Source organism: Sinomonas flava (assembly GCF_039531875.1).
Taxonomy (GTDB): domain Bacteria; phylum Actinomycetota; class Actinomycetes; order Actinomycetales; family Micrococcaceae; genus Sinomonas; species Sinomonas flava.
Map to the genome: position 1 here is coordinate 134,967 of NZ_BAAAQW010000001.1, position 20,132 is coordinate 155,098.

Genomic DNA, 20,132 nt, shown 5'->3' on the forward strand with positions numbered 1-20,132 from the left:
GGGTCTCACGGTCAGCAGGCCGCGGGCACCGCATGGAGCGAAGTGCGAAGGAGCATGGCATGAGCTTGGCAGGCAAGGTAGCGATCGTGACCGGCAGCGGACAGGGCCTGGGCCTCGCCTACGCCCGTGAGCTGGCCCGTCAGGGCGCTGCGGTCGTCGTCAACGACGTCAACGAGGAGACCGCCGCCGCGGCCGTGGCGCAGATCGAGGCCGACGGCGGGAAGGCGACGGCCGTCGTCGTTCCCGTGGGAACGTCCGAGGCCGCCAAGGCCCTCGTCGACGGTGCCGTGGAGGCGTTCGGCCGTCTGGACATCCTTGTCACGAACGCCGGCATCCTGCGGGACAAGAGCCTGCTGAAGATGACGGACGAGGACTTCGACCTCGTCATCAACGTCCATCTCAAGGGCACGTTCACGTGCGTCCGCGAGGCCTACGCGTACTTCAAGGAGAACGGGGTGGCCGGCCGCATCGTCACCATCGGCTCCCCGACCGGGCAGCGCGGCAACTTCGGCCAGACCAACTACGCCGCGGCGAAGGCCGGGATCGTCGGCATGGTGCGCACGTGGGCGCTGGAGATGAAGAAGGCCGGCGTGACGGTCAACGCCGTCATCCCCGTGGCCGCGACCGCGATGACCAAGACGGTCCCGTACTTCGCCAAGGCTGTCGAGGCGGACGAGCGCGGCGAGGCCATGCCGGCCTTCTTCCGCCACGACCTCGGCTTCGGCACGGCCGACGACGTGGCCGGCCTCGTCGCGTACCTGGCCTCCGACGCCGCCGCCGGCATCACGGGCCAGGCGATCGGCGCCGGCGGCGACCGCCTGCAGGTGTGGACCCACCCGGAGCCGGCCACGACCGACTACCGCGAGGGTGGCTGGACGTACGAGGCCCTCCAAGAGCGCGGCGCCGAGCTCATCGGCGGCCACCTGCAGAGCGTGGGCGAGGAGTTCCTCCCGCTGCCCGCCGAGCTGCGGCCGGAGGCCGACAACGCCGCCGCGAAGGCCGGTGCCTGAGGTGGCCCGGTACGAACTCGGCATCGACGTCGAGGCCATCGACGCGATCGACATGCACGTGCACGTCGAGATCGACGGCCACGGCCACTGCTCCCTCCCGGACGACCTCAACGAGGCCTCCTCGAAGTACTTCAAGGCCGAGGACCGGCACCCCACCCTCGAGAAGATCGCGGACACCTACCGCGGGCTGAACATGGCGGCGGTGGTCTTCACGGTCGACGCCCGCACCCAGCTCCACCACGAGCCCAACTCGATCGAGGACCTCATCGCCGGCGCGGCCGAGCACAACGACGTCCTCATCCCGTTCGGCTCGGTGGACCCGCGCACGGGCGAGGACGCGATCGCCCGCGCCAAGCATCAGGCGCTCGAGCTCGGGGCCCGCGGATTCAAGTTCCACCCCTCCCTGCAGGGATTCGACCCGTCCAGCGAGGAGTTCTACCCGCTGTGGGCGGCGCTCGAGGAGCTGGGCCTGCCGGCGGTCTTCCACACGGGCCAGAACGGGATGGGCGCGGGCATGCCGGGCGGCCACGGCATCAAGCTGCGGTACTCGAACCCGCTCCTGCTCGACGACGTCGCCGCCGACTTCCCCGGCCTGACCGTGATCATGGCCCACCCGTCAGTGCCATGGCAGGACGAGGCCATCTCGATCGCGACGCACAAGTCGAACGTGTTCATCGACCTCTCCGGCTGGTCCCCGAAGTACTTCCCGGAATCCCTCGTGCGCGCCTCGAACTCCATGCTGGCCGACAAGGTCCTCTTCGGCACCGACTTCCCGCTCATCACCCCGGCGAAGTGGCTCGGCGCCTTCGCCGACCTCCCGCTCAAGGACGAAGTCCGCCCCAAGATCCTCAAGGGCAACGCCCTGAAGCTCCTCGGGCTGGGTGCCAATGGAGAGGGTCGCTGACATGGACCGCCTCTACTCGATCGCCGACTGGTACGACGCCGAATCGCTGCTCACGCACGAGGAGCGCCTCGTGCTGGGGAGGCTGCGGGAGTTCCTCGAGACGAAGGCCAAGCCACTCGTGGCCGACTACTGGGAACGCGGCGAGTTCCCCTACGAGATCGCCCAGCCGCTCATCGACCTGGACCTCATGGAGCCCGCGGAGCTCACCGGCGGCGCCGGGGGGAGGGGCAGCCGCCCGGCCCGGGGAATCTACCAGGGCTTCCGCATCTTCGAGCTGGCCCGCACGGACGCCTCGATCGCGACGTTCTACACGGCCCAGGCCGGGCTCTTCCGCACCGCCATCAGGGTGGGCGCGTCCGAGGAGCAGAGCCGAGAGTGGATGCCGAAGGTCATCGACTTCACGCTCAAGGGCGTCTTCTCCCTGACGGAGCCGGAGCACGGCTCGGACATCGCCGGCGGCCTCGCGACCACGGCGAGGCGTGAGCCGGGCACGGACACCTGGGTCCTCGACGGCGCGAAGCGCTGGATCGGCGGGGCGTTCACCGCTGACGTCCTGGCGGTCTTCGCCCGCGACGTGGCCGACGGGCAGGTGAAGGCCTTCCTCGTCCCGCGGGAAGCGCCCGGCGTCACCCTCGAGAAGATCCACCGCAAGACGGCGCTGCGGATGATGCAGAACGCGCACATCACGCTCGACGGCGTGCGCGTCACCGAGGCGGACCGCCTCCACAACGTGAACTCGTTCAAGGACGTGGCCGCGATGCTGCGCGCCATGCGCTCGGATGTCGCCTGGATCGCCACCGGCATCCAGGCTGGGGCGTTCGAAGCCGCGCTCAAGTACGTGCGGGAGCGCGAGCAGTTCGGCCGCCAGCTCGGCTCGTTCCAGCTCGTCCAGGAGAAGCTCGCCCGCATGCTGGGCAACCTCACCTCGAGCCTGTCCCTCGTCGTCCGGCTCACCGAGCAGCAGGAGAAGGGTATCTACCGGGACCAGGACTCCGCCCTGGCCAAGATGCAGACCTCCCTCCTCATGCGCGAGACCGTGGCCCTCGCCCGCGAGGTGGTGGGCGGCAACGGCATCACCCTCGACACCGACGTCGCCCGGTTCCACGCCGACGCCGAAGCCGTCTACTCCTATGAGGGCACGCACGAGATCAACGCCCTCATCGTCGGGCGCGCCCTCACCGGGCAGAGTGCCTTCACCAAATAGAGAACCCACAGGAGACCACCATGACCACGCCCCGCACCGCCGAGTCCCGTTCCACCGAGCCCAGGCTCGTCGTCGACTTCGACAAGCTCCTCACCATGGCCGGCGCCGACCTCGGCGCGACCGACTGGATGGAGATCACCCAGGACCGCGTCAACCTCTTCGCCGACGCCACCGACGACCACCAGTGGATCCACACCGACCCCGAGCGGGCCAAGGACGGCCCCTTCGGCGCCCCGATCGCGCACGGCTTCCTGACCCTGTCGCTCGTCATCCCCTTCTGGGGCGAGCTGTTCGACGTCGATGGCGTCACGACGAAGGTCAACTACGGCCTCGACAAGGTCCGCTTCACCTCCCCCGTCAAGGTCGGCTCCAAGGTCCGCATGGTCGGCACCATCGCCGAGGTCTCCGAGGTCAAGGGCGGCGCGCAGATCAAGGTCAACGCGACCATCGAGATCGAAGGCCAGGAGCGCCCGGCCGTCGTCGCCGAGTTCCTCGCCCGCTTCTACAAGTAGGCCCCTCGGTCCAGTCCATCCCCGTCCGCCCCGCCCCTAGGAACCTCCAATGTCTGGAACCCTTCAGCTCACGCACATGAGCACGAGCGCGCAGCGCAAGGAAGCCCGCCGCGTCATCCTGTCCAGCTATCTGGGCAGCACCATCGAGTTCTACGACTTCCTCCTGTACGCGACGGCCGCCGCCGTGGCGTTCCCCAAGGTCTTCTTCGCCGGCACAGATCCCTGGGTCGGCGTCGTCGCCGCGTACGCGACGTTCGCCGCCGGCTATGTCGCCCGCCCGCTCGGCGGGATCATCTTCGGCCACTTCGGCGACAGGCTGGGCCGCAAGGGGATGCTCATCGTGTCCATGGCGGTCATGGGCATCGCCTCGACCCTCATCGGATTCATCCCGGGTGCGAACGTCATCGGGCCCTGGGGCGCCGTGATCCTGGTGCTGCTGCGCGTGCTCCAGGGGATCGCCGTCGGGGGCGAATGGGGTGGGGCCGCGCTCATGGCGCTCGAGCACTCCGATCCCAAGCGGCGCGGCTTCGCGGCGTCGTTCGTCAATGCGGGCGCCCCCTCCGGGGCGGTCCTGGGGACGGTGGTCATGGGCATCTTCTCGGCTCTGCCCCAGGACGCCTTCCTGGCCTGGGGCTGGCGGGTGCCGTTCCTTCTCTCCTTCGGGCTCCTCCTGGTGGGAATGTTCGTCCGGGTGCGGATCTCCGAGAGCCCGATCTTCTCCGCCGCCGTCGCCGCCGAAGCGTCCAAGGGCGCCGGGCAGCGCGCTCCGAAGGCGCCGCTGCTGGCCGTCCTGAGGCGTCCGAAGGCGCTGGTCTTCATCATGCTCGCCGGCGCCGCGGGGTTCGGCCTCCAGGTGGTGCTGCCCACATTCTCGGTGACCTATGCCGTGTCCAAGGGGGCGCCGCAGCAGGGCGTGCTGTACGCCTTCGCCGCAGCCTCGGCCATCTCCATCGCCTTCGTGCTCCTGGGCGGCCGGATCTCGGACCGGCTGGGACGGCGGCCTGTGATGGTCGTGGGACTCGTGCTCTTCGTCGCGTACCTGTTCCCGATGTTCGGCCTGCTCGGATCGGGCAACGTGTGGCTCGTGCTGCTCGCCTTCACGGTGGCACTCATCCTGCACTCGACGCTCTACGGGCCGCTGGCCGCCTTCGTCTCGGAGCAGTTCGGCACCACGTCCCGCTACACGGGGGCGGCGCTCGGCTACCAGCTCGCGACCCTCATCGGCGCAGGCTTCACCCCAGGCATCGTCGCCTCGCTCTACAAGGACTCGGGCGAGAGCATCGGCGCGGTCGTCGCGTTCCTCGCCGTGATGTCCATCGTCTCCGCCGTGTTCATCCTGCTCACGCGGGAGTCCAAGGACAACGACCTCACCACCGTTCGATAGGACTGACGCCATGTACAACAACGGAGTTGGCTCCTGGCTCCACCGCCGCCGCCCGAAGTCCGGTCCCAAGGTCGCCCTCGTGGCGGGGGAACTCGAGCTCACCTACGCCGAGCTGTCCGAGCGGGCGGACCGCCTCGCGAATGCCCTGCGCCGCCGCGGGGTCGCCCGGGGCGACAGGGTCGCCTACCTCGGAGAGAACGACCCGGCCTTCGTCGAGACGTTCTTCGCTGCCGGCATCCTGGGCGCCATCTTCATCCCGCTCAACACGCGCCTGGCCGCGCCCGAGCTCCAGTACCAGCTCGAGGACTCCGGCACGAGGCTCCTCGTCCACGGTGCCGCCCTCGACGCCCTCGCCGCTGCCGCGGTCGAGGGGACCGGGGTGCAGCGGCGGCTCGTCGTCGGCGCTGCGCACGACGCCGGCCCCACCACCGCTGGGACCGGCGCCGCCGGCGTCGAACGCTACGAGGACGCGCTCGCCGCGGCACCGGCCGAGGTGATCGACGAGGCCGTGACGCACGACGACGGCGCCATGATCCTCTACACCTCCGGCACCACCGGCCGTCCGAAGGGTGCCCTGCTCACGCACGGCAACATCACGTGGAACTGCATCAACGTGATCACGGACATGGACGTGAACCGGAACGACATCGCGCTCATGATCTCGCCGCTGTTCCACGTGGCCTCCCTCGACATGGGGCTCCTGCCGATGCTGCTCAAGGGCGCCACGGTGGTACTCGAGCAGAAGTTCGATCCAGGCCGGACGCTCGGGCTCATCGAGAAGCACCGCATCACCGCCCTGAGCGGCGTGCCGACCACCTACCAGCTGCTGGCCGAGCACCCCGCCTGGGCGACGACGGACATCAGCTCCCTCGACAAGCTCACGTGCGGCGGGTCGGCGGTCCCGATGCGGGTCCTCGAGGCCTACGAGGAGCGCGGCCTCGGGTTCTCCAACGGCTACGGCATGACGGAGACGGCCCCGGGAGCGACCACGCTGCCCGTGTGGCGGTCCAGGGAGAAGGCGGGCTCCTCCGGCCTTCCGCAGTTCTTTACGGACGTGCGCATCGTGGACCCGATCGGAGAGGCGGTCGGGCCCGGCGAGGTGGGGGAGATCCAGATCTCCGGCCCCAACGTCATCAAGCAGTACTGGAACCGGTCCGAAGCGACGCGGGACTCGTTCGCTGACGGCATCTGGTTCAAGTCCGGGGACATGGGCTACCTCGACGAGGAGGGCTTCCTCTTCGTCTCGGACCGGCTCAAGGACATGATCATCTCCGGGGGAGAGAACATCTACCCTGCCGAGGTCGAGGGTGTCATCGTCGAGCTCGAGCCGGTCGCGTCGGTCGCGGTGATCGGTGTGCCCGACGACAAGTGGGGCGAGGTGCCCAAGGCCATCGTGACCGTCCGGGACGGCATGACCCTCACCGAGGAGGAGGTCCGGGCACACCTCGACGGGCGGCTCGCGCGGTACAAGATCCCCAAGTCGGTCGTGTTCGTCGAGGAGATGCCGCGCACCGCCAGCGGGAAGATCCGCAAGACGGAGCTGCGCAAGCAGTACGCGGGGTAGGCGGCGCGGGAGCAGGCAACGACGGGCCGGCGGGGCGGTAGGCTGGCAGTCCCGAACTGGAGGAAGCGCGCCATGTCCCTGTCGTCCGTCACCATCGTCGGGGGCGGCCTGGCCGGCTTCACGACCGCGAAGGAGCTGCGCTCGCGCGGCTTCACCGGGGCCATCACGATCGTCGACCCTGAGGGCCTGCCCTACGACCGCCCGCCCTTGAGCAAGGGCTACCTCCTCGGCGCCCGCGGCGCCGAGGCCATCCAGCTCACCAAGGCGGAGTGGTTCGCGGAGAACAGGGTCGACGTCGTGAGCGGCACCGTGGCGGAGCTCCGCCCCGACCAGGGCGAGGTGGTCCTCGAGGACGGGTGCACCATCGCGGCCGCGGCGATCGTCCTGGCCACGGGGGGAGCGGCCCGCCGGCTCCCCATCCCGGGCGGGGACCTCGACTCGGTCCTCGAGCTTCGGAGCAGGGAGGACGCCGACCGCCTGCGCGCGCTGCTGCGGCCCGGCACCCGCTTGGCCGTCATCGGGGCGGGCCTCATCGGCGCCGAGGTGGCCTCCTCGGCGCTGCGGCTCGGAGCCGAGGTGACGCTCATCGACCCCGTCGACCCGCCCTTGGCCCCTGCCGTCGGCCCGGAGCTCGCCCGCCGCCTCCACGACATGCATGCGGCCGAGGGAATCCGGGTTGTCACCGGCCTGCCCACGGGCATCACGCGCGACGGCGGCGAGCACTACGTGAGGCTCGCGTCCGGCGAGACGGTGGCCGCCGACGTCGTCCTCGCAGGCATCGGCATCGTGCCCCGCACCGCGCTCGCGGAAGCGGCCGGCCTAGCGGTGGACGACGGCGTGCTCGTCGACGAGTCCCAGCGGACGGCGCACCCACGGGTCTATGCGGTGGGCGATGTGGCCCGGACCAGACTGCCGGACGGGACCCTCATGCCGCGTGCTGAGCACTGGGAGCATGCCATGAACACGGGCACGACGGCGGCCGCCGCTCTCCTCGGCCACGACCGTCCCGAGCACGGGGCGGCCTGGTTCTGGTCCGACCGCCACGGGGTCCACGTCGAGGGCGTCGGGTCCATGACGGCCGAGGGGACGACCGTGCTGCGGGAGGTGGACGGCGTCCCGACCGTGGCCTTCCGGCTCGACCCCGACGGCTATGTCGTGGGCTGCGCGGCAGTCGACGGCGGGACGGCCGTGCGCGCCGCCCGGCGCATGATCGACCGGCGCATCAAGGCCGATCCCGCCGATCTGGCGAACCCCGCCGTCAGCCTCAGGACGCTCGCCCGCTAGCTACATCTGCCCATACTTGGCCCGCGCGGCCGAGTACAGCCCGAAGCAGGCGAGTCCCACGGCGACGATGCCGAGGATCCACGCGCCGTACGGCTGCGCGGCGAGGCCTTTGAGGGCGCCGTCGAGCCCGGTCTGCTCGGAGGCGTCGAAGCGCAGCGCCGCCACGGTCACGAGGACGCCGACGATGCCGAGCGCGGCGCCCTTGGCGGCGTAGCCCAGCACCCCCACCGCCTCGACCGGCTTTCGCGCGCGGCCGTGCGGGGAGATCTCTGTGCCGATGAACTTCCGGCTCACGCCCCGCCAGACGTAGTACACCCCCGTCCCGACCACCACGAGCCCGAGGACGACCAGGACCACCTGCCCTCCCGGGGCCGCGAGAATCGTGGCGGTGATCTCCTGCGACTTCTGGCGCGAGTCCTTGCCTGCGCCCAGCGCATAGGAGAGGAACAGCCCGCCGATGGCGAGGAACACGGCGGCCTTGCCGGCGGCAGAGAGCACGTCCCACGTGCCCTCGGACCTGCTCCGGGCGGACAGGATCGCCTCGCTGATCCACCACAGGGCGAGGGCGGCGCAGCACAGGGCGGCCACCCATAGGACGACCAGGCCCCCGGGTGCCCCGGCGATCTGCTGGATGGCGCCGCTCTGGTCGGCGTGCTCGCCCTGGCCGCCCAGGGCGATCCTCAGTGCGAGGTAGGCGATGATCAGGTGGAGGAGGCCGACGAAGACGAACCCGCCCTGCGCGAGCGCCCGGCCCCCCTTGGACCGGGCCGCCCGAACGGTGCCGCTCGCCGCATCGCGCGCGGCACCCTTCGCTGCCCCGCCCATTGATCCCCCCGCCTCGGTGCCCCCTGGCATGGAAGCCTCCTCATCGTCGTCGTGCGCCTATTTTCGCGGCCCCGGGCACCGCTTCGGTAGACTTGGGTGGCAAGAGCCCCGGCCTTCTTGCTCTTACCCCTCGAGGTGCGCAGTGGAACCGGGGCCTTCGCATGTAGGCCGACGGCCAGCCGGGCCGTGGGCGGTGTCCCGGGGAGGAATCCATGCCAGCAATCGTGATCGTCGGAGCCCAGTGGGGTGACGAGGGCAAGGGCAAGGCCACGGATCTGCTGGGTGGCCGTGTGGACTACGTCGTCAAGCCCAACGGCGGCAACAACGCCGGGCACACCGTGGTCGTCGGCGGGCAGAAGTACGAGCTCAAGCTCCTCCCGGCCGGCATCCTCAGCCCCAACGCGGTCCCGATCATCGGCAACGGCTGCGTGGTGAACCTCGAGGCGCTCTTCGAGGAGATCGAGGGCCTCCAGGCCCGCGGCGGCGACACCTCCCGGCTGCGTGTCTCCGCCAACGCCCACCTCGTCGCGCCCTACCACCAGACCCTCGACAAGGTCACGGAGCGCTTCCTCGGCAAGCGCGCGATCGGGACCACCGGGCGTGGCATCGGGCCCGCGTACATGGACAAGGTCGCGCGCCTCGGCATCCGCGTGCAGGACGTGTTCGACGAGTCGATCCTGCGGCAGAAGGTGGAGGGCTCGCTCCGCCAGAAGAACGAGCTCCTCGTGAAGGTCTACAACCGCCGCGCCGTCATCGAGGAGGAGATCGTCCAGTACTTCCTCTCCTACGCAGAGCGTCTCCGCCCCCTCGTCATCGACTCGACCTACGTCCTCAACCAGGCGCTCGACGACGGCAAGGTGGTCCTCATGGAAGGCGGCCAGGCCACCTTCCTCGACGTGGACCACGGCACGTACCCCTTCGTGACGTCCTCGAACCCGACCGCGGGCGGGGCCTCGGTGGGCTCCGGCATCGGCCCGACCCGCATCTCCCGCGCCATCGGGATCATCAAGGCCTACACCACCCGCGTCGGTGCGGGCCCGTTCCCCACCGAGCTGTTCGATGAGATGGGCGAGTACCTGCAGAAGACCGGCGGCGAGTACGGGGTCAACACTGGCCGTCCCCGCCGCTGCGGCTGGTACGACGCCGTGCTGGCGCGCCACGCCTCGCGCGTGAACGGCTTCACGGACTACTTCCTCACCAAGCTCGACGTGCTCACCGGAATCGAGAGGATCCCGGTGTGCGTGGCGTACGACGTCGACGGCGAACGGCACGACGAGATGCCCATGACGCAGACCGAGTTCCACCACGCGAAGCCCATCTTCGAGTACTTCGACGGCTGGACCGAGGACATCTCCGGGGCCAAGACCCTCGAGGACCTCCCGGCCAACGCACGCGACTACGTCCTCGCGCTCGAGAAGCTCTCGGGGACCCGCTTCTCCGCGATCGGGGTGGGCCCGGACCGGGACCAGACCATCGTCGTGAGGGACCTGATCGACTGATTCAAAAAAACTTCCGGGAGCGCGTAACCCCAGCGCGCCCCCGAGCGATTACCCAAGTGCAAGCCGGGCTGGAATCTGTCCCCCATCATGTTCCAGCCCGGCTTCTTCTCTGTCTCGGTCCGGCCGTCGGCGCAGCTGGCTGACGGCTAGACTGAGCGGGTCCTGTCCGCCGCAGGAGTCTGCAGAGGGAACCCCGTGCTAGAACCCATCACCGACGCCGATCTGGCGCCGGGTGCCTGGACGGAGCATGAGCTCTTCACGCTTGTGTACCGTGCGCTGGCACCTGCCGTCATGGGCTACCTTGCGGGGCGCGGCGTCGACGATCCGGAGGCGCTGACGCAGGACGTCTTCGTGACGGTCCTGCCCCGGCTCGGGAGCATCAGCGGCGGGGCGTCCGGCCTGCGGTCGTTCGTGTTCTCGGTGGCGCATGCGCGGGTCGTGGACTACTACCGGCGCCACGAGCGGCGCCCCAGGAGCGTGGACTATGACCCCCTCTTGGACGGGCGCCTCTCCAGCTCGGCGGAGCACGAGGCGCTCGTCGCCACCGGCAATTCGGACGCGGAACTGCTGATCGGCAAGCTCAAGGGGGACCAGAGAGAGGTGCTTCTCCTGCGCATCGTGGGAGAGATGAGCATCGAGGAAGTGGCGTCCACGCTGGGAAAGTCGCCCGGTGCGGTCAAGCAGCTCCAGCGCAGGGCCCTCAAGGCGCTGCGGGAGCACGTGTCCGAGGAAGAGTGGGTCCGATGAGTGCATCAATGACGCAGGTGGAGGCGGTGCTCGCGGAGGAAGGGCTGGAGCACGACGCCGAGTTGCGGCGTGCGCTCGCACAGCTCCCTTCGCTGCGCCCGGCAGTGGCGCCCGGACTCTCGCCGGAGCTGGCAGCAGTGTTCTCGCGCGCCGCCGGCGCGCCGTGGGCTGACGTCCCGGTGACGGCGCAGCTCGCCGTCGTGCCCAGTGCCCCGGTGATCCAGCTCAGCCGTGCCGAGGCGCGGCGTGCCGAGGCAGCGGCGGCGTCTGCCGCCCGGCCCCGGTGGCGCCGGCGCGGCGTCGTGATCGGCGCGGTCGTCGCTGCGGGCATGGGCCTGGGCGTCAGCGGCGTCGCGGCCCTCAGCTCGCAGGGGTGGGAGGCCTGGCCGTCGGGCTTCGCCCACGTGCTGCCCTCCGAGGCCGCCGGGCAGGACGCGCATCCCGCGACGCCCCAGGCGCCCGCGCGCTCCGAGGCCGCCGCGGTGCAGCCAGCGCAGCCGGAGTCTCCGGCGGCGAAGTCGGGCACGGCCCAGAGCTCCCCGAGCGCCAGCCCCCAGGACGGCGACGCGCAGGGCGGCGACCAGACCCGACCCAAGGGCGGCACGGGCAGTTCGGGGACCCAGAGCAGCCAGGGCGGCAACAGCCAAGGCGGCAACAGCCAGGGCAGCACCGGGCAGGGCGGCAGCGGCCAGACCGGGCGACAGGGCAACAGCCAAGGCAGCAACCGCTAGGCAGGTTCGACGCGCCCGGTCTGCCGCGGACTGCGGGGATAGCATGGGCTCATGCGGCACGTGAACGACCCCGCGGTCATCGAACGCCTCATGGACACCCCCGGCACGTGGGCGATCGTGGGCCTCTCCCAGAACGAGTGGCGAGCGGCGTACTCGGTGTCCCTCTTCGTCCGCGACACCCTCGGGCACCGCATCATTCCCGTGAACCTGCGGGCCGACGACGTCCACGGCGAGAAGGGCTACGCCGCCCTTGCCGACATCCCGGCGGACCGCCACCCGATCGACGTCGTGGACTGCTTCGTGAACTCCCGAAAGGTCGGCGCGGTCGTGGACCAGGCCATCGCCGTGGGGGCCAAGGCGGTCTGGCTGCAGCTCGGCGTGGTCGACGACGACGCGGCGGACCGCGCCAAGGCGGCCGGCCTCGACGTCGTCATGGACGCGTGCCCCCAGCGCGAGATCCGGCATCGCAGAAGGCCGGCCTGATGGACGCGCGGGCCCTGCGGAGCCTGTGCCTCGGCTTCCCGGGAGCCTACGAGGACTTCCCCTTCGGGCCGGAGGCCTCGGTCTTCAAGGTCAGGGCGCCGTCCGGCGGCGACGAACGGCGCGGCCGCATGTTCGCGCTGTCCGCGCTCGACTCCGCGCCGCTCAGCGTTGCGCTCAAGTGCGACCCGGTCCTGGCCGTCCAGCTCCGGGCCGTGCACCCCGAGATCACGGGGGCCTGGCACATGAGCAAGAAACACTGGAGCGACGTGCGCTTGGACGGGAACCTGACGGACGAGGACGTCCGCGACCTCGTCGAGGACTCCTACGATCTGGTCGTGGCGGGCCTGCCGAGGGCCCAGCGGGAGGCGCTGGGCTGGAGCGGCCTCGCGCGCTGAGAGCGCTGCTAGGGTGGGGATCGAGCCCCCGCCCGACCTCGTCAGGAGGCCCGATGCTCGACCAGACCACCCTCGATTCCCTGTGGGACTTCGACGATCCTGCCGCCTCCGAACGCCTCTTCCGCGAGGCCCTCGAGGACCCTGCCTACGACGGCGTCGAGAGGTGCGAGCTGACGACCCAGCTCGGGCGCGCCGTCGGGCTCCAGGGCCGGTTCGAGGAGGCCGATGCCCTGCTGGACGGGATCGACTGCGAGGCAGACCCGACGATCGGGGTGCGCATCCTCCTCGAGCGTGGCCGGCTGCTGAACTCCGCCGGACGCGCCGCGATGGCGGTGCCGCTCTTCGAGCAGGCCGCGGAACTGGGCGAGCACCTCGGGGAGGAGTACCTGGCCGCCGACGCGTTCCACATGCTCGCCATCGCGGACGCCGCCCACGCCGAGTCCTGGGCGCGGGCCGGCATCGAATACGCCCGTGAGGCGCACAGCCCCCGGGCGCAGCGGTGGTGCGCCTCGCTGCACGGCCACCTGGGCTGGCTCCTGCTCGACGCCGGCGAGGCCCACCGGGCGCTCGTCGAGTTCCAGCTCGCCGAACAGTGGGCCGCCCGGGTCGGCACCCCCGCGCAGGAGGAATGGGCGCGGGAGGGAATCGCGGCATGCCGCGCGGTCGAATACGGTGGATGAGCGAATCCGAAACCACGGAAGGACCCCATGTACTTCATCGTCGTGAAGTTCGAGACCACGCCCGAGTCGACGGAGCAGTTCCCCGAGATCGTGCGCGAGTTCACCGAGAAGACCCGCCAGGAGCCGGGCAACCTGTTCTTCGAGTGGTCCAGGTCCCTCGAGAACCCGGCCGAGTACGTCCTCGTGGAGGCGTTCACCGACGAGGGCGCCGGCCCGCACGTCCAGAGCGAGCACTTCGCGAAAGGCCTTGAGGCCATGCGCCCGTGCCTGACCAAGACCCCGAGCATCGTCTCCCGTCAGGTCGACGGCAACGGCTGGGACGCGATGGGCGAGCTGCAGATCGACTGAGCCCGCCCACCCCGCCCCGTTTGGGGGTCACCTTCTGTGGGTCACTTGCTGTGGATCAGTCGGCGACGAAGTACATGCGCTTGTTCACGAACTCGTCCATGCCGAGCGGGCCGAGCTCGCGGCCGAAGCCCGAGCGCTTGACGCCGCCGAACGGGATCTCGGCGCCTTCGGCGGAGGGGAGGTTGACGTTCGCCATGCCGACCTCGAGGCGCTGGGCGACCCGCTCCGCGCGGGCGGTGTCCGCCGAGAAGACCGAGCCGCCCAGCCCGTAGGGGGTGTCGTTGGCCAGACGGAGCGCGTCCTCGTCGCTGGCCACCTTGTACACCACCGCGACCGGGCCGAACAGCTCCTCCTTGTAGGCGCGCATCTCGGGCGTGACGCCGGTGAGGACGGCGGGGGAGAAGTACGCCGCGTCGCCGTCGGAGAGCTCGCCGCCGGCGTGCAGGGTGGCGCCCTTCTCGACGGCGTCGCGCACCTGGGCGGCGAGGCCCTCGGCGGCGGCGCGGGAGGAGAGCGGCGCGAAGGTCCCCTCGGCGTCATCGGCGGGGTTGCCCGGGGTGAGGCGCTGCGCCCGCTCGGTGAGCCGGGCGACGAAGTCGTCGAAGATGTCCTCCATGACGATCATGCGCTTGTTGGAGTTGCAGGCCTGGCCCGTGTTCTCCATGCGCGTCTCCCACGCCGTGTCCGCGAGGGCGCGGACGTCGGGGGAGTCCAGGACCACGAACGGGTCCGAGCCGCCGAGTTCGAGCACAGCCTTCTTGAGGTTCTTGCCCGCGAGCTCGCCGATGATCGCCCCGGCGCGCTCGGAGCCGGTCAGGGAGACGCCCTGGATCCGCGGGTCCGCGATGATGTCAGCGATCTGCGCGTGCGATGCGAAGACGTTCACGTATGCGCCCTTCGGCAGGCCGGCGTCGTCCATGATCTCCTGGATCGCCAGCGCCGAGCGGGGGCACGACTCGGCGTGCTTGAGGATGACCGTGTTGCCGAGCATGAGGTTCGGGGCGGCGAAGCGGGCCACCTGGTAGTACGGGTAGTTCCACGGCATGATCCCCAGGAGCGGGCCGACGGGGAGCTTCTGCACGACCGCGCGGCCGCCGGCGAACGTCTTGATCTCGGTGTCCGCGGCGAGGCCCGGCCCCTCCTCGGCGAAGTACCGGAAGATGTCCGTGCAGAACTCGGCCTCGCCCTTGGCCTCGGAGAGCGGCTTGCCCATCTCCTCGGTGATGATGGCGGCGAGCTTCTCCGCTCGCTCGGTGAACAGCTCGCCGATGCGCGCGACCACCTTGGCGCGCGTCTCGATCGGGGTTTCGCGCCATGACTCGAACGCGGACTGGGCCGCGGCCAGAGCCTCCTGGACCTGCTCGTCGGTGGCGGTCGGGAACGTCTCGACGACCTTGCCGGTGGCCGGGTTCAGGACACGGTAGCCGGGCTCGTCGCGGGTGCTCGCAGTGCTAGTCATGGCACCATCTTGCCCTCTTCCGTGGCGCACATCACTGTGCTTAAGCACGACGTCGGCCGGTCGCCTTCTGTGCGGAAGGTGACCGGCCGGCGTCGTGCGTGCGCGCTAGGCCCTGCCGCGCCCCGTGAAGGGGAGGACGAGGCGGGAGGGGTGGGTCGCGTCGCGGTAGACCTTGTGGGTCACGGGCCGGCCGACGGGCAGGTGGAAGGCGTCCGGGGGCAGGAGCGAATTGTGCTCGTCCGCGAGCGGCTCGTCGTTGGAGAGTTCCACGGTGAGGCGGTGGCCCGGCAGGAACGTGTTCGCGAACGGGTAGAGCCGGATGACGTATTCCTCCACAGTGCCGGGCTCCACGGGGATGGTCCGGGTGTGGGGGTGATACGGGTTGCCCTCGGTGGTGCGGTCGTCGAGCTCGCGGTGGGAGGCCTTGAGGTAGCCGGTGGTGATGAGCTGGCGCTTGCCGTTGGGCGCGGTGTCCCACAGGCGCAGGATGAAGTTGGTGTCGTCCTGGTCGATCTCGGCGAAGATGTGGGCGGCCCCGGTGCCGATCATCTCGGTTGGCTCGCTGAACGGCTCGGTGGCCCAGGAGAGGATCTCGACTTTGTCCGTGACAGTCAGCGGGGCCTGGTAGAAGCCGTCCGGGGCCGCATGCCTGGTGCCCATGGGCTCGGGCTCGGGGGAGAGCGTCCGGCGCGGGCGCAGGTACAAGGGCCGGTAGGCGGGATCCTTGGGCGGCCACGCCTCGGCGGTGACGACCTCGCGGGAGCCCTCGACGAACACCGAGACCGCAGGCTCGTCCATGATGCCGTTGTCGATGCCCTTGATCCAATAGTCGTACCAGCGGAACATCTTCTCGTGCTCCTCGATGAAGGGGCGCGACTGCATGGGCGGGTAGGGGCCGATGTCGAGCTTCTTGGGGCCCTTGAGCGCGTTGAACAGCTCGATCGTGCCGTCCAGCGTCCAGCCACGGCCCTGGTCGAGCTGCAGGTAGACGGGGATGTCAATGTCCTTCGCGAGGTTGACGGGGTTGCGCTCCTCGTACCACTCGCCGTCGAGCTCGTTCATGACGATGTCGAACCAGGCCTCGTGGTTCGTCGGGTAGTGCAGGGTGTGGACGAGGTTCGGCCAGGCCGCGATGTCGGGGTCCTCGAGGCGTTTCGCGACGAGCTTCTCGAGCTCTTCCGGGGAGTGGGTCTCGAGCATGCGGGACTTCACGCGGTCCGTGAACGCCCAGCCGGAATCCCCGCCGCGGCCCTCCCGGGCGGCACGCGGCATGAACCACATGACGCCCCCGTGGTAGGTGGTCTCGTAGAAGTCGTAGTGGCCGCCGGAGACGAAGATGGCCTTGAGGTGCGGGGGGCGCTCCGCGGCGGCGAGGATCTGCATCGACCCGAAGTAGGAGATGCCGATCATGCCCACGTTGCCGTCGCACCACGGCTGCGCCGCGACCCACTCGATGACGTCGTAGGCGTCCTGCCCCAGGGGCACACCGCCGGCGTTGTAGTTGCCGATGTGCTCCCCGCCCGAGTCCCCGGAGCCGCGCAGGTCCCCGATGACGTGGGCGTAGCCCTCGCCGACGACGCGGGCGATGTCCCCGGCCTCGATGCAGCCGTCCCACATCGGGCTCGGCCGCCGCTGCGGGGGCATCGTGAGGGCGAGGGCCTGGAGCTCCTTGCCGTACGGGCTCAGTGCCACGAGGGCAGGGCGAGGCGTGTCCTCCGGGCCGTGGTAGACGTCCAGGGCGAGCTCGACGCCGTCGCGCATCGAGGCGCGGAGGTGCTTGCGGACGTGGATCGCCTGCCCGCCCGCGTCCCAGGTCTCGAATGATTCAGCCATGAGTGTGTCTGTCTCCTTGCGTCAGGAATTCTCGGCGTACTGCGTGAGGTAGCCGTGGAGGGTCGTGAAGAACGGGGACGGCTCGAGCGTGGGATCGCCGTCATAGCCCAGCTCCGCGGCGACCCGCTCGAAGGGCGAGTAGACGGAGCAAGTCGGCTCAGCCGCCACCACGCCATCGTGCAGGTAGCGTTCGACGGCGCCGCGGATGCGCGCCTCGAGCGCGAGGCTCTCCTCGAGTGCGCGGCGCGACTGCTCAGGGCCGAGCTCGACGCCGTACGGCTCCCCGTCCGCTCCACGGTACGGATGCCCGAGGTAGAGCCGCTCGGGACGGACCTCCTCGCGCAGGTAGGCCAGGCTGGCCCGGTAGGCGTCCGGGTCCGTGTAGCCCGGGAAGCGGTTGGCTGCGCCGTGGATCTGGACGGCGTCGCCGACAAAAACTGCGTTCTGCCCGTCCAGGCGGTACGCCACCGAGCCGGGGGTGTGGCCGGGGAGGGGGTGCACAGAGAGGGTCACGTCCCCGCCGAGGGAGAGGATCTCGCCGCCCTGAACGAGGACGGTCGGCTCCATCTCGCCGGAGATGGCCGACGCCGCGGTGGCCCGCTGCCGCTCGATCCCGTCGGGAGCGCTGAGGTACTGGAAGCGGCCGTGCTCGTACTCCTCGACGTGGCCGTCGCGGAAGCGGAGCATGTGCGCGTCCGCCTCGTGGATGACGACCTTGGCCTTGCCGCCTGTGAGGTCGTAGAGGGCCTTCGCGCCGCCGAGGTGGTCGATGTGCCCGTGCGTGAGGAGGATCCAGCGGACCTCCTCGATGGACCGGCCCATCGCCTCGAGCGCGGGGATCATGCCCTCCGCCGGGGACGACGCGATGCCCGTGTCCACGATCGCCGGCTCGGGCGCGTCGATGAAGTAGCTGTAGAGGCCGAACCGGCCCCACGGGGAGACGAGCGGGTGGATGATGACTGGGGTCATGGCTGCCTCTCGACGGGAACCGCTGGTTCGGTCAGTGCTGCGGCGGCGGGGGTCCTGCGTGCCAGCGGCACGAACAGGAACGCGATCGCGGCGATGACGCCCGGGACCGCGAAGAACAGGAAGTTCATTTCGAGCCCGAGGTTGAGCATCACAAGAACGCCGCCGAACGTCGGCCCGACGATCGCGCCGAGGCGGCCCACGGCCGAGGCGAGGCCGATCGCGGTGGAACGCATCGAGGACGGATAGTGCTCCGCCACGAAGGCGTAGGAGATGTTCTGGGCGCCCATCGTGCACGCACCCGTGATGCCCACGAGCACGAGCAGGATCGCCATGTTCCCGCCCAGTCCGAGCAGGGTCAGGGCGATCGCCGCGATGACGTACATGGGGACGAGGACCTTCTTGACGCCCCTCCTGTCGGCCAGCCGCCCCAGGACGAGAGTGCCCACGATCGCGCCGAGATTCTGCACGATCACGAAGGTCAGACTCGAGCCGAGCGGGAAGCCCGCCTGGACCATGAGGTTCGGCAGCCAGACCGTCAGGCCGTTGATCATGAGCAGGCACATGAAGAACGCGATCCAGATCATCACGGTCCCCAGGGCCCGCCCCTTGGTGAACAGTGCGCCGACCGGGCTTCCCGGCGCCGGGACCGCAAGGCCTTCGAAGACGGCGTCGGCCGGTACGGATGCCGAGGGGCTCACCTTCGCGAGCACCGAGCGGACGGCCTCCGACCGGCCCCGCCGGACGAGCATCGCCGGCGAGTCCACGAAGTACTTCACCATGAACGGCAGGAAGAAGACCGGTAGGATCGCCACCCAGTAGCCGCTCTGCCACCCGAAGGCGGGGATGAAGTTCATGGCGACGAGCGCGGCGAGGATCCCGCCGACGTGGAAGAAGCACATGACGATGGCGACGAAGGTGTTGGCGCGGCCCTGCGGCGCGTAGTCGGAGAGCATGGCGATCACGGTCGGGAGGATGCCGCCGATGCCGAGTCCGGCGAGGACGCGGAAGACGGAGAAGGTGACTGGGTCGCCGGCGAAGCCGCACAGGGCCGTCGCGACGCTGAAGAGGATCACGCTCGCCACGAGGATCCTCGTACGGCCGAACCTGTCCGCGAGGATCCCGAACAGCACGGCCCCGACCATCATGCCGAAGAACCCATAGCTCCCGATCGCGCCAGCCTCGACCGGCGTCATGTGCCACTGCTTGATGAGCACGGGCAGGACCGAGCCGTACATCACGAGGTCGTACATGTCGAAGGTGATGATGAAGCAGGCCCAGAAGAGCATGCCCACGTGGAAGCGCGTCAGCCTGGTCTCGCCGATGACGCGCTGGACGTTGATCGTGTTCACCGCTGCCCCGCCCCTGTCGCGCCGGCTGTGACCGGGGCCAGGAAGGCGCGTGTTTCGGTGAAGGCCGCGTGATACTCCGGGATCCAGCCGAAGTTCGCGACGAACCCGTGGTTGGCGCCCGCGTAGCGGCTGATCCTGGCCTCAACGCCAGCCTCCGTGAGTCGCCGGCCGTAGAGCTCGCCCTCGTCGCGCAGGGGGTCGTACTCGGCGGTGATGACCAGGGCCGCGGGGAGGCCCGACAGGTCCTCGCGCTTGATAGGGGAGACGAGCGGGTCGGCAGGGTCGGCGCCGCTGTCGAGGTAGAACGCGTTGAAAGGCTTCAGGCCAGCGGTCTCGAGGCCGTAGCCGGTCGCGTTCTCCCGCAGCGAGGCGTACCGGTCCTCATCGAAGTCCAAGTCGAGGGACGGGTAGTAGAGGACCTGGTGCGTGATCGCGGTGAACCCGTCGTCGTGGGCCATCGCGGCGACCGCGGCGGCAAACGTGCCCCCGGAGCTGTCACCGGCCACGGCGAGGGTGGTCCCGTCCCGGTTGAGGTCCCTGCCGTGCTCGGAGACCCAGCGGACGACGCCGTAGCAGTCGGTCAGGCCGGCGGGGAAGCGGTGCTCGGGGGCGAGTCGGTAGCCGACCGAGATGACCCTGCAGCCGGTCTCCTTGGCCAGCGCACGGGCCACGTGGTCGTGGGTGTCGAGGCTGCCGAGGAAGAACGCGCCGCCGTGGAAGTACACGATCACGCCGTAGGAGTCGGCCTCGGCGGGCGTGTAGATCCGGACCGGGACGTCGCCCGACGGCGCAGCGGCCACCGCGTCGTCGACCGCGTGCAGCGGGAGGCGGTCGGCGGGGGCGGCGACGTGCGACTCCTCGTCCGCGCGCAGGAACGCGGGATCGATCGGGCCCTCCGGCGGGGCGGGAAGGTTCGCGACGATGGTGGCGATCTCGGGGTGGAGGGGCACGG

Annotated in this window: 20 protein-coding genes; 14 read left to right on the plus strand and 6 right to left on the minus strand. The window is 70.1% G+C overall.

What is annotated here, in order from left to right; translation table 11 throughout:
• Nucleotides 1-59: 59 nt before the first annotated feature.
• From ABD298_RS00685 to ABD298_RS00715, 7 genes are all read left to right on the plus strand, one after another.
• Entirely contained in the window at nucleotides 60-1,010 is a 951-nt protein-coding gene (locus tag ABD298_RS00685) for an SDR family NAD(P)-dependent oxidoreductase (protein WP_344297491.1), read from the plus strand.
• A gap of 52 nt (nucleotides 1,011-1,062) precedes the next feature.
• Nucleotides 1,063-1,914 (plus strand): amidohydrolase family protein, encoded by an 852-nt coding sequence (locus ABD298_RS00690; protein ID WP_344297579.1) that lies wholly within the window; start codon nucleotides 1,063-1,065, stop codon nucleotides 1,912-1,914.
• Nucleotide 1,915: 1 nt separating this feature from the next.
• Complete coding sequence (locus ABD298_RS00695) at nucleotides 1,916-3,118, plus strand: acyl-CoA dehydrogenase family protein (protein WP_344297493.1); 1,203 nt, start codon at nucleotides 1,916-1,918, stop codon at nucleotides 3,116-3,118.
• Nucleotides 3,119-3,138: 20 nt separating this feature from the next.
• On the plus strand, nucleotides 3,139-3,630 hold the full coding sequence (locus ABD298_RS00700) for a MaoC family dehydratase (RefSeq protein WP_344297495.1): 492 nt from the start codon (nucleotides 3,139-3,141) through the stop codon (nucleotides 3,628-3,630).
• 49 nt (nucleotides 3,631-3,679) lie between these two features.
• Nucleotides 3,680-5,014 (plus strand): MFS transporter, encoded by a 1,335-nt coding sequence (locus ABD298_RS00705; protein ID WP_344297497.1) that lies wholly within the window; start codon nucleotides 3,680-3,682, stop codon nucleotides 5,012-5,014.
• A gap of 10 nt (nucleotides 5,015-5,024) precedes the next feature.
• On the plus strand, nucleotides 5,025-6,578 hold the full coding sequence (gene menE, locus ABD298_RS00710) for an o-succinylbenzoate--CoA ligase (RefSeq protein ID WP_344297499.1): 1,554 nt from the start codon (nucleotides 5,025-5,027) through the stop codon (nucleotides 6,576-6,578).
• 72 nt (nucleotides 6,579-6,650) lie between these two features.
• Nucleotides 6,651-7,862 (plus strand): NAD(P)/FAD-dependent oxidoreductase, encoded by a 1,212-nt coding sequence (locus ABD298_RS00715; RefSeq protein ID WP_344297501.1) that lies wholly within the window; start codon nucleotides 6,651-6,653, stop codon nucleotides 7,860-7,862.
• On the opposite strand, the gene ABD298_RS00720 is transcribed toward ABD298_RS00715, so the two are convergent.
• Nucleotides 7,863-8,717 carry a DUF1206 domain-containing protein gene (locus ABD298_RS00720; RefSeq protein ID WP_344297503.1) on the minus strand — a complete coding sequence of 285 codons (855 nt, stop codon included), beginning with the start codon at nucleotides 8,715-8,717 and terminating at the stop codon, nucleotides 7,863-7,865.
• Between the two features lie 182 nt (nucleotides 8,718-8,899).
• Between ABD298_RS00720 and ABD298_RS00725 the strand changes: the two genes are divergently transcribed.
• From ABD298_RS00725 to ABD298_RS00755, 7 genes are all read left to right on the plus strand, one after another.
• Nucleotides 8,900-10,186: an adenylosuccinate synthase gene (locus ABD298_RS00725; RefSeq protein ID WP_344297505.1), complete on the plus strand. Its 1,287-nt coding sequence runs from the start codon at nucleotides 8,900-8,902 to the stop codon at nucleotides 10,184-10,186.
• Between the two features lie 195 nt (nucleotides 10,187-10,381).
• Nucleotides 10,382-10,933 (plus strand): RNA polymerase sigma factor, encoded by a 552-nt coding sequence (locus tag ABD298_RS00730; protein ID WP_344297507.1) that lies wholly within the window; start codon nucleotides 10,382-10,384, stop codon nucleotides 10,931-10,933.
• 8 nt (nucleotides 10,934-10,941) lie between these two features.
• On the plus strand, nucleotides 10,942-11,664 hold the full coding sequence (locus ABD298_RS00735) for a serine/threonine-protein kinase (RefSeq protein ID WP_344297509.1): 723 nt from the start codon (nucleotides 10,942-10,944) through the stop codon (nucleotides 11,662-11,664).
• Nucleotides 11,665-11,715: 51 nt separating this feature from the next.
• Nucleotides 11,716-12,147 carry a CoA-binding protein gene (locus ABD298_RS00740; protein ID WP_344297511.1) on the plus strand — a complete coding sequence of 144 codons (432 nt, stop codon included), beginning with the start codon at nucleotides 11,716-11,718 and terminating at the stop codon, nucleotides 12,145-12,147.
• Nucleotides 12,147-12,542 (plus strand): MmcQ/YjbR family DNA-binding protein, encoded by a 396-nt coding sequence (locus ABD298_RS00745; protein WP_344297513.1) that lies wholly within the window; start codon nucleotides 12,147-12,149, stop codon nucleotides 12,540-12,542. The genes ABD298_RS00740 and ABD298_RS00745 overlap by 1 nt, the downstream gene beginning before the upstream one ends.
• Nucleotides 12,543-12,595: 53 nt before the next feature.
• Complete coding sequence (locus tag ABD298_RS00750; protein ID WP_344297515.1) at nucleotides 12,596-13,222, plus strand: tetratricopeptide repeat protein; 627 nt, start codon at nucleotides 12,596-12,598, stop codon at nucleotides 13,220-13,222.
• A gap of 27 nt (nucleotides 13,223-13,249) precedes the next feature.
• Entirely contained in the window at nucleotides 13,250-13,570 is a 321-nt protein-coding gene (locus ABD298_RS00755; protein WP_344297517.1) for a putative quinol monooxygenase, read from the plus strand.
• A 55-nt stretch (nucleotides 13,571-13,625) separates the two neighbouring features.
• On the opposite strand, the gene ABD298_RS00760 is transcribed toward ABD298_RS00755, so the two are convergent.
• The 5 genes from ABD298_RS00760 to ABD298_RS00780 form a co-directional block, all read right to left on the minus strand.
• Nucleotides 13,626-15,029 (minus strand): NAD-dependent succinate-semialdehyde dehydrogenase, encoded by a 1,404-nt coding sequence (locus tag ABD298_RS00760; RefSeq protein ID WP_344297519.1) that lies wholly within the window; start codon nucleotides 15,027-15,029, stop codon nucleotides 13,626-13,628.
• A 105-nt stretch (nucleotides 15,030-15,134) separates the two neighbouring features.
• Nucleotides 15,135-16,862 carry a CocE/NonD family hydrolase gene (locus ABD298_RS00765; protein WP_344297521.1) on the minus strand — a complete coding sequence of 576 codons (1,728 nt, stop codon included), beginning with the start codon at nucleotides 16,860-16,862 and terminating at the stop codon, nucleotides 15,135-15,137.
• 21 nt (nucleotides 16,863-16,883) lie between these two features.
• The gene (locus tag ABD298_RS00770) at nucleotides 16,884-17,831 is read right to left on the minus strand and encodes an MBL fold metallo-hydrolase (RefSeq protein ID WP_344297523.1); all 948 of its coding nucleotides are present in this window, start codon (nucleotides 17,829-17,831) and stop codon (nucleotides 16,884-16,886) included.
• On the minus strand, nucleotides 17,828-19,180 hold the full coding sequence (locus ABD298_RS00775) for an MFS transporter (RefSeq protein ID WP_344297525.1): 1,353 nt from the start codon (nucleotides 19,178-19,180) through the stop codon (nucleotides 17,828-17,830). The genes ABD298_RS00770 and ABD298_RS00775 overlap by 4 nt, the downstream gene beginning before the upstream one ends.
• Complete coding sequence (locus ABD298_RS00780) at nucleotides 19,177-20,130, minus strand: alpha/beta hydrolase (protein ID WP_344297528.1); 954 nt, start codon at nucleotides 20,128-20,130, stop codon at nucleotides 19,177-19,179. Before ABD298_RS00780 ends, ABD298_RS00775 begins: the two co-directional genes overlap by 4 nt.
• Nucleotides 20,131-20,132: the final 2 nt, after the last annotated feature.

Coding starts and splice junctions, on each gene's coding strand:
- ABD298_RS00685 (WP_344297491.1), top strand. CDS start 60: ATGAGCTTGGCAGGCAAGGTAGCGATCGTGACCGGCAGCGGACAGGGC.
- ABD298_RS00690 (WP_344297579.1), top strand. CDS start 1,063: ATGCACGTGCACGTCGAGATCGACGGCCACGGCCACTGCTCCCTCCCG.
- ABD298_RS00695 (WP_344297493.1), top strand. CDS start 1,916: ATGGACCGCCTCTACTCGATCGCCGACTGGTACGACGCCGAATCGCTG.
- ABD298_RS00700 (WP_344297495.1), top strand. CDS start 3,139: ATGACCACGCCCCGCACCGCCGAGTCCCGTTCCACCGAGCCCAGGCTC.
- ABD298_RS00705 (WP_344297497.1), top strand. CDS start 3,680: ATGTCTGGAACCCTTCAGCTCACGCACATGAGCACGAGCGCGCAGCGC.
- menE (WP_344297499.1), top strand. CDS start 5,025: ATGTACAACAACGGAGTTGGCTCCTGGCTCCACCGCCGCCGCCCGAAG.
- ABD298_RS00715 (WP_344297501.1), top strand. CDS start 6,651: ATGTCCCTGTCGTCCGTCACCATCGTCGGGGGCGGCCTGGCCGGCTTC.
- ABD298_RS00720 (WP_344297503.1), bottom strand. CDS start 8,717: ATGCCAGGGGGCACCGAGGCGGGGGGATCAATGGGCGGGGCAGCGAAG.
- ABD298_RS00725 (WP_344297505.1), top strand. CDS start 8,900: ATGCCAGCAATCGTGATCGTCGGAGCCCAGTGGGGTGACGAGGGCAAG.
- ABD298_RS00735 (WP_344297509.1), top strand. CDS start 10,942: ATGACGCAGGTGGAGGCGGTGCTCGCGGAGGAAGGGCTGGAGCACGAC.
- ABD298_RS00740 (WP_344297511.1), top strand. CDS start 11,716: ATGCGGCACGTGAACGACCCCGCGGTCATCGAACGCCTCATGGACACC.
- ABD298_RS00745 (WP_344297513.1), top strand. CDS start 12,147: ATGGACGCGCGGGCCCTGCGGAGCCTGTGCCTCGGCTTCCCGGGAGCC.
- ABD298_RS00750 (WP_344297515.1), top strand. CDS start 12,596: ATGCTCGACCAGACCACCCTCGATTCCCTGTGGGACTTCGACGATCCT.
- ABD298_RS00755 (WP_344297517.1), top strand. CDS start 13,250: ATGTACTTCATCGTCGTGAAGTTCGAGACCACGCCCGAGTCGACGGAG.
- ABD298_RS00760 (WP_344297519.1), bottom strand. CDS start 15,029: ATGACTAGCACTGCGAGCACCCGCGACGAGCCCGGCTACCGTGTCCTG.
- ABD298_RS00765 (WP_344297521.1), bottom strand. CDS start 16,862: ATGGCTGAATCATTCGAGACCTGGGACGCGGGCGGGCAGGCGATCCAC.
- ABD298_RS00770 (WP_344297523.1), bottom strand. CDS start 17,831: ATGACCCCAGTCATCATCCACCCGCTCGTCTCCCCGTGGGGCCGGTTC.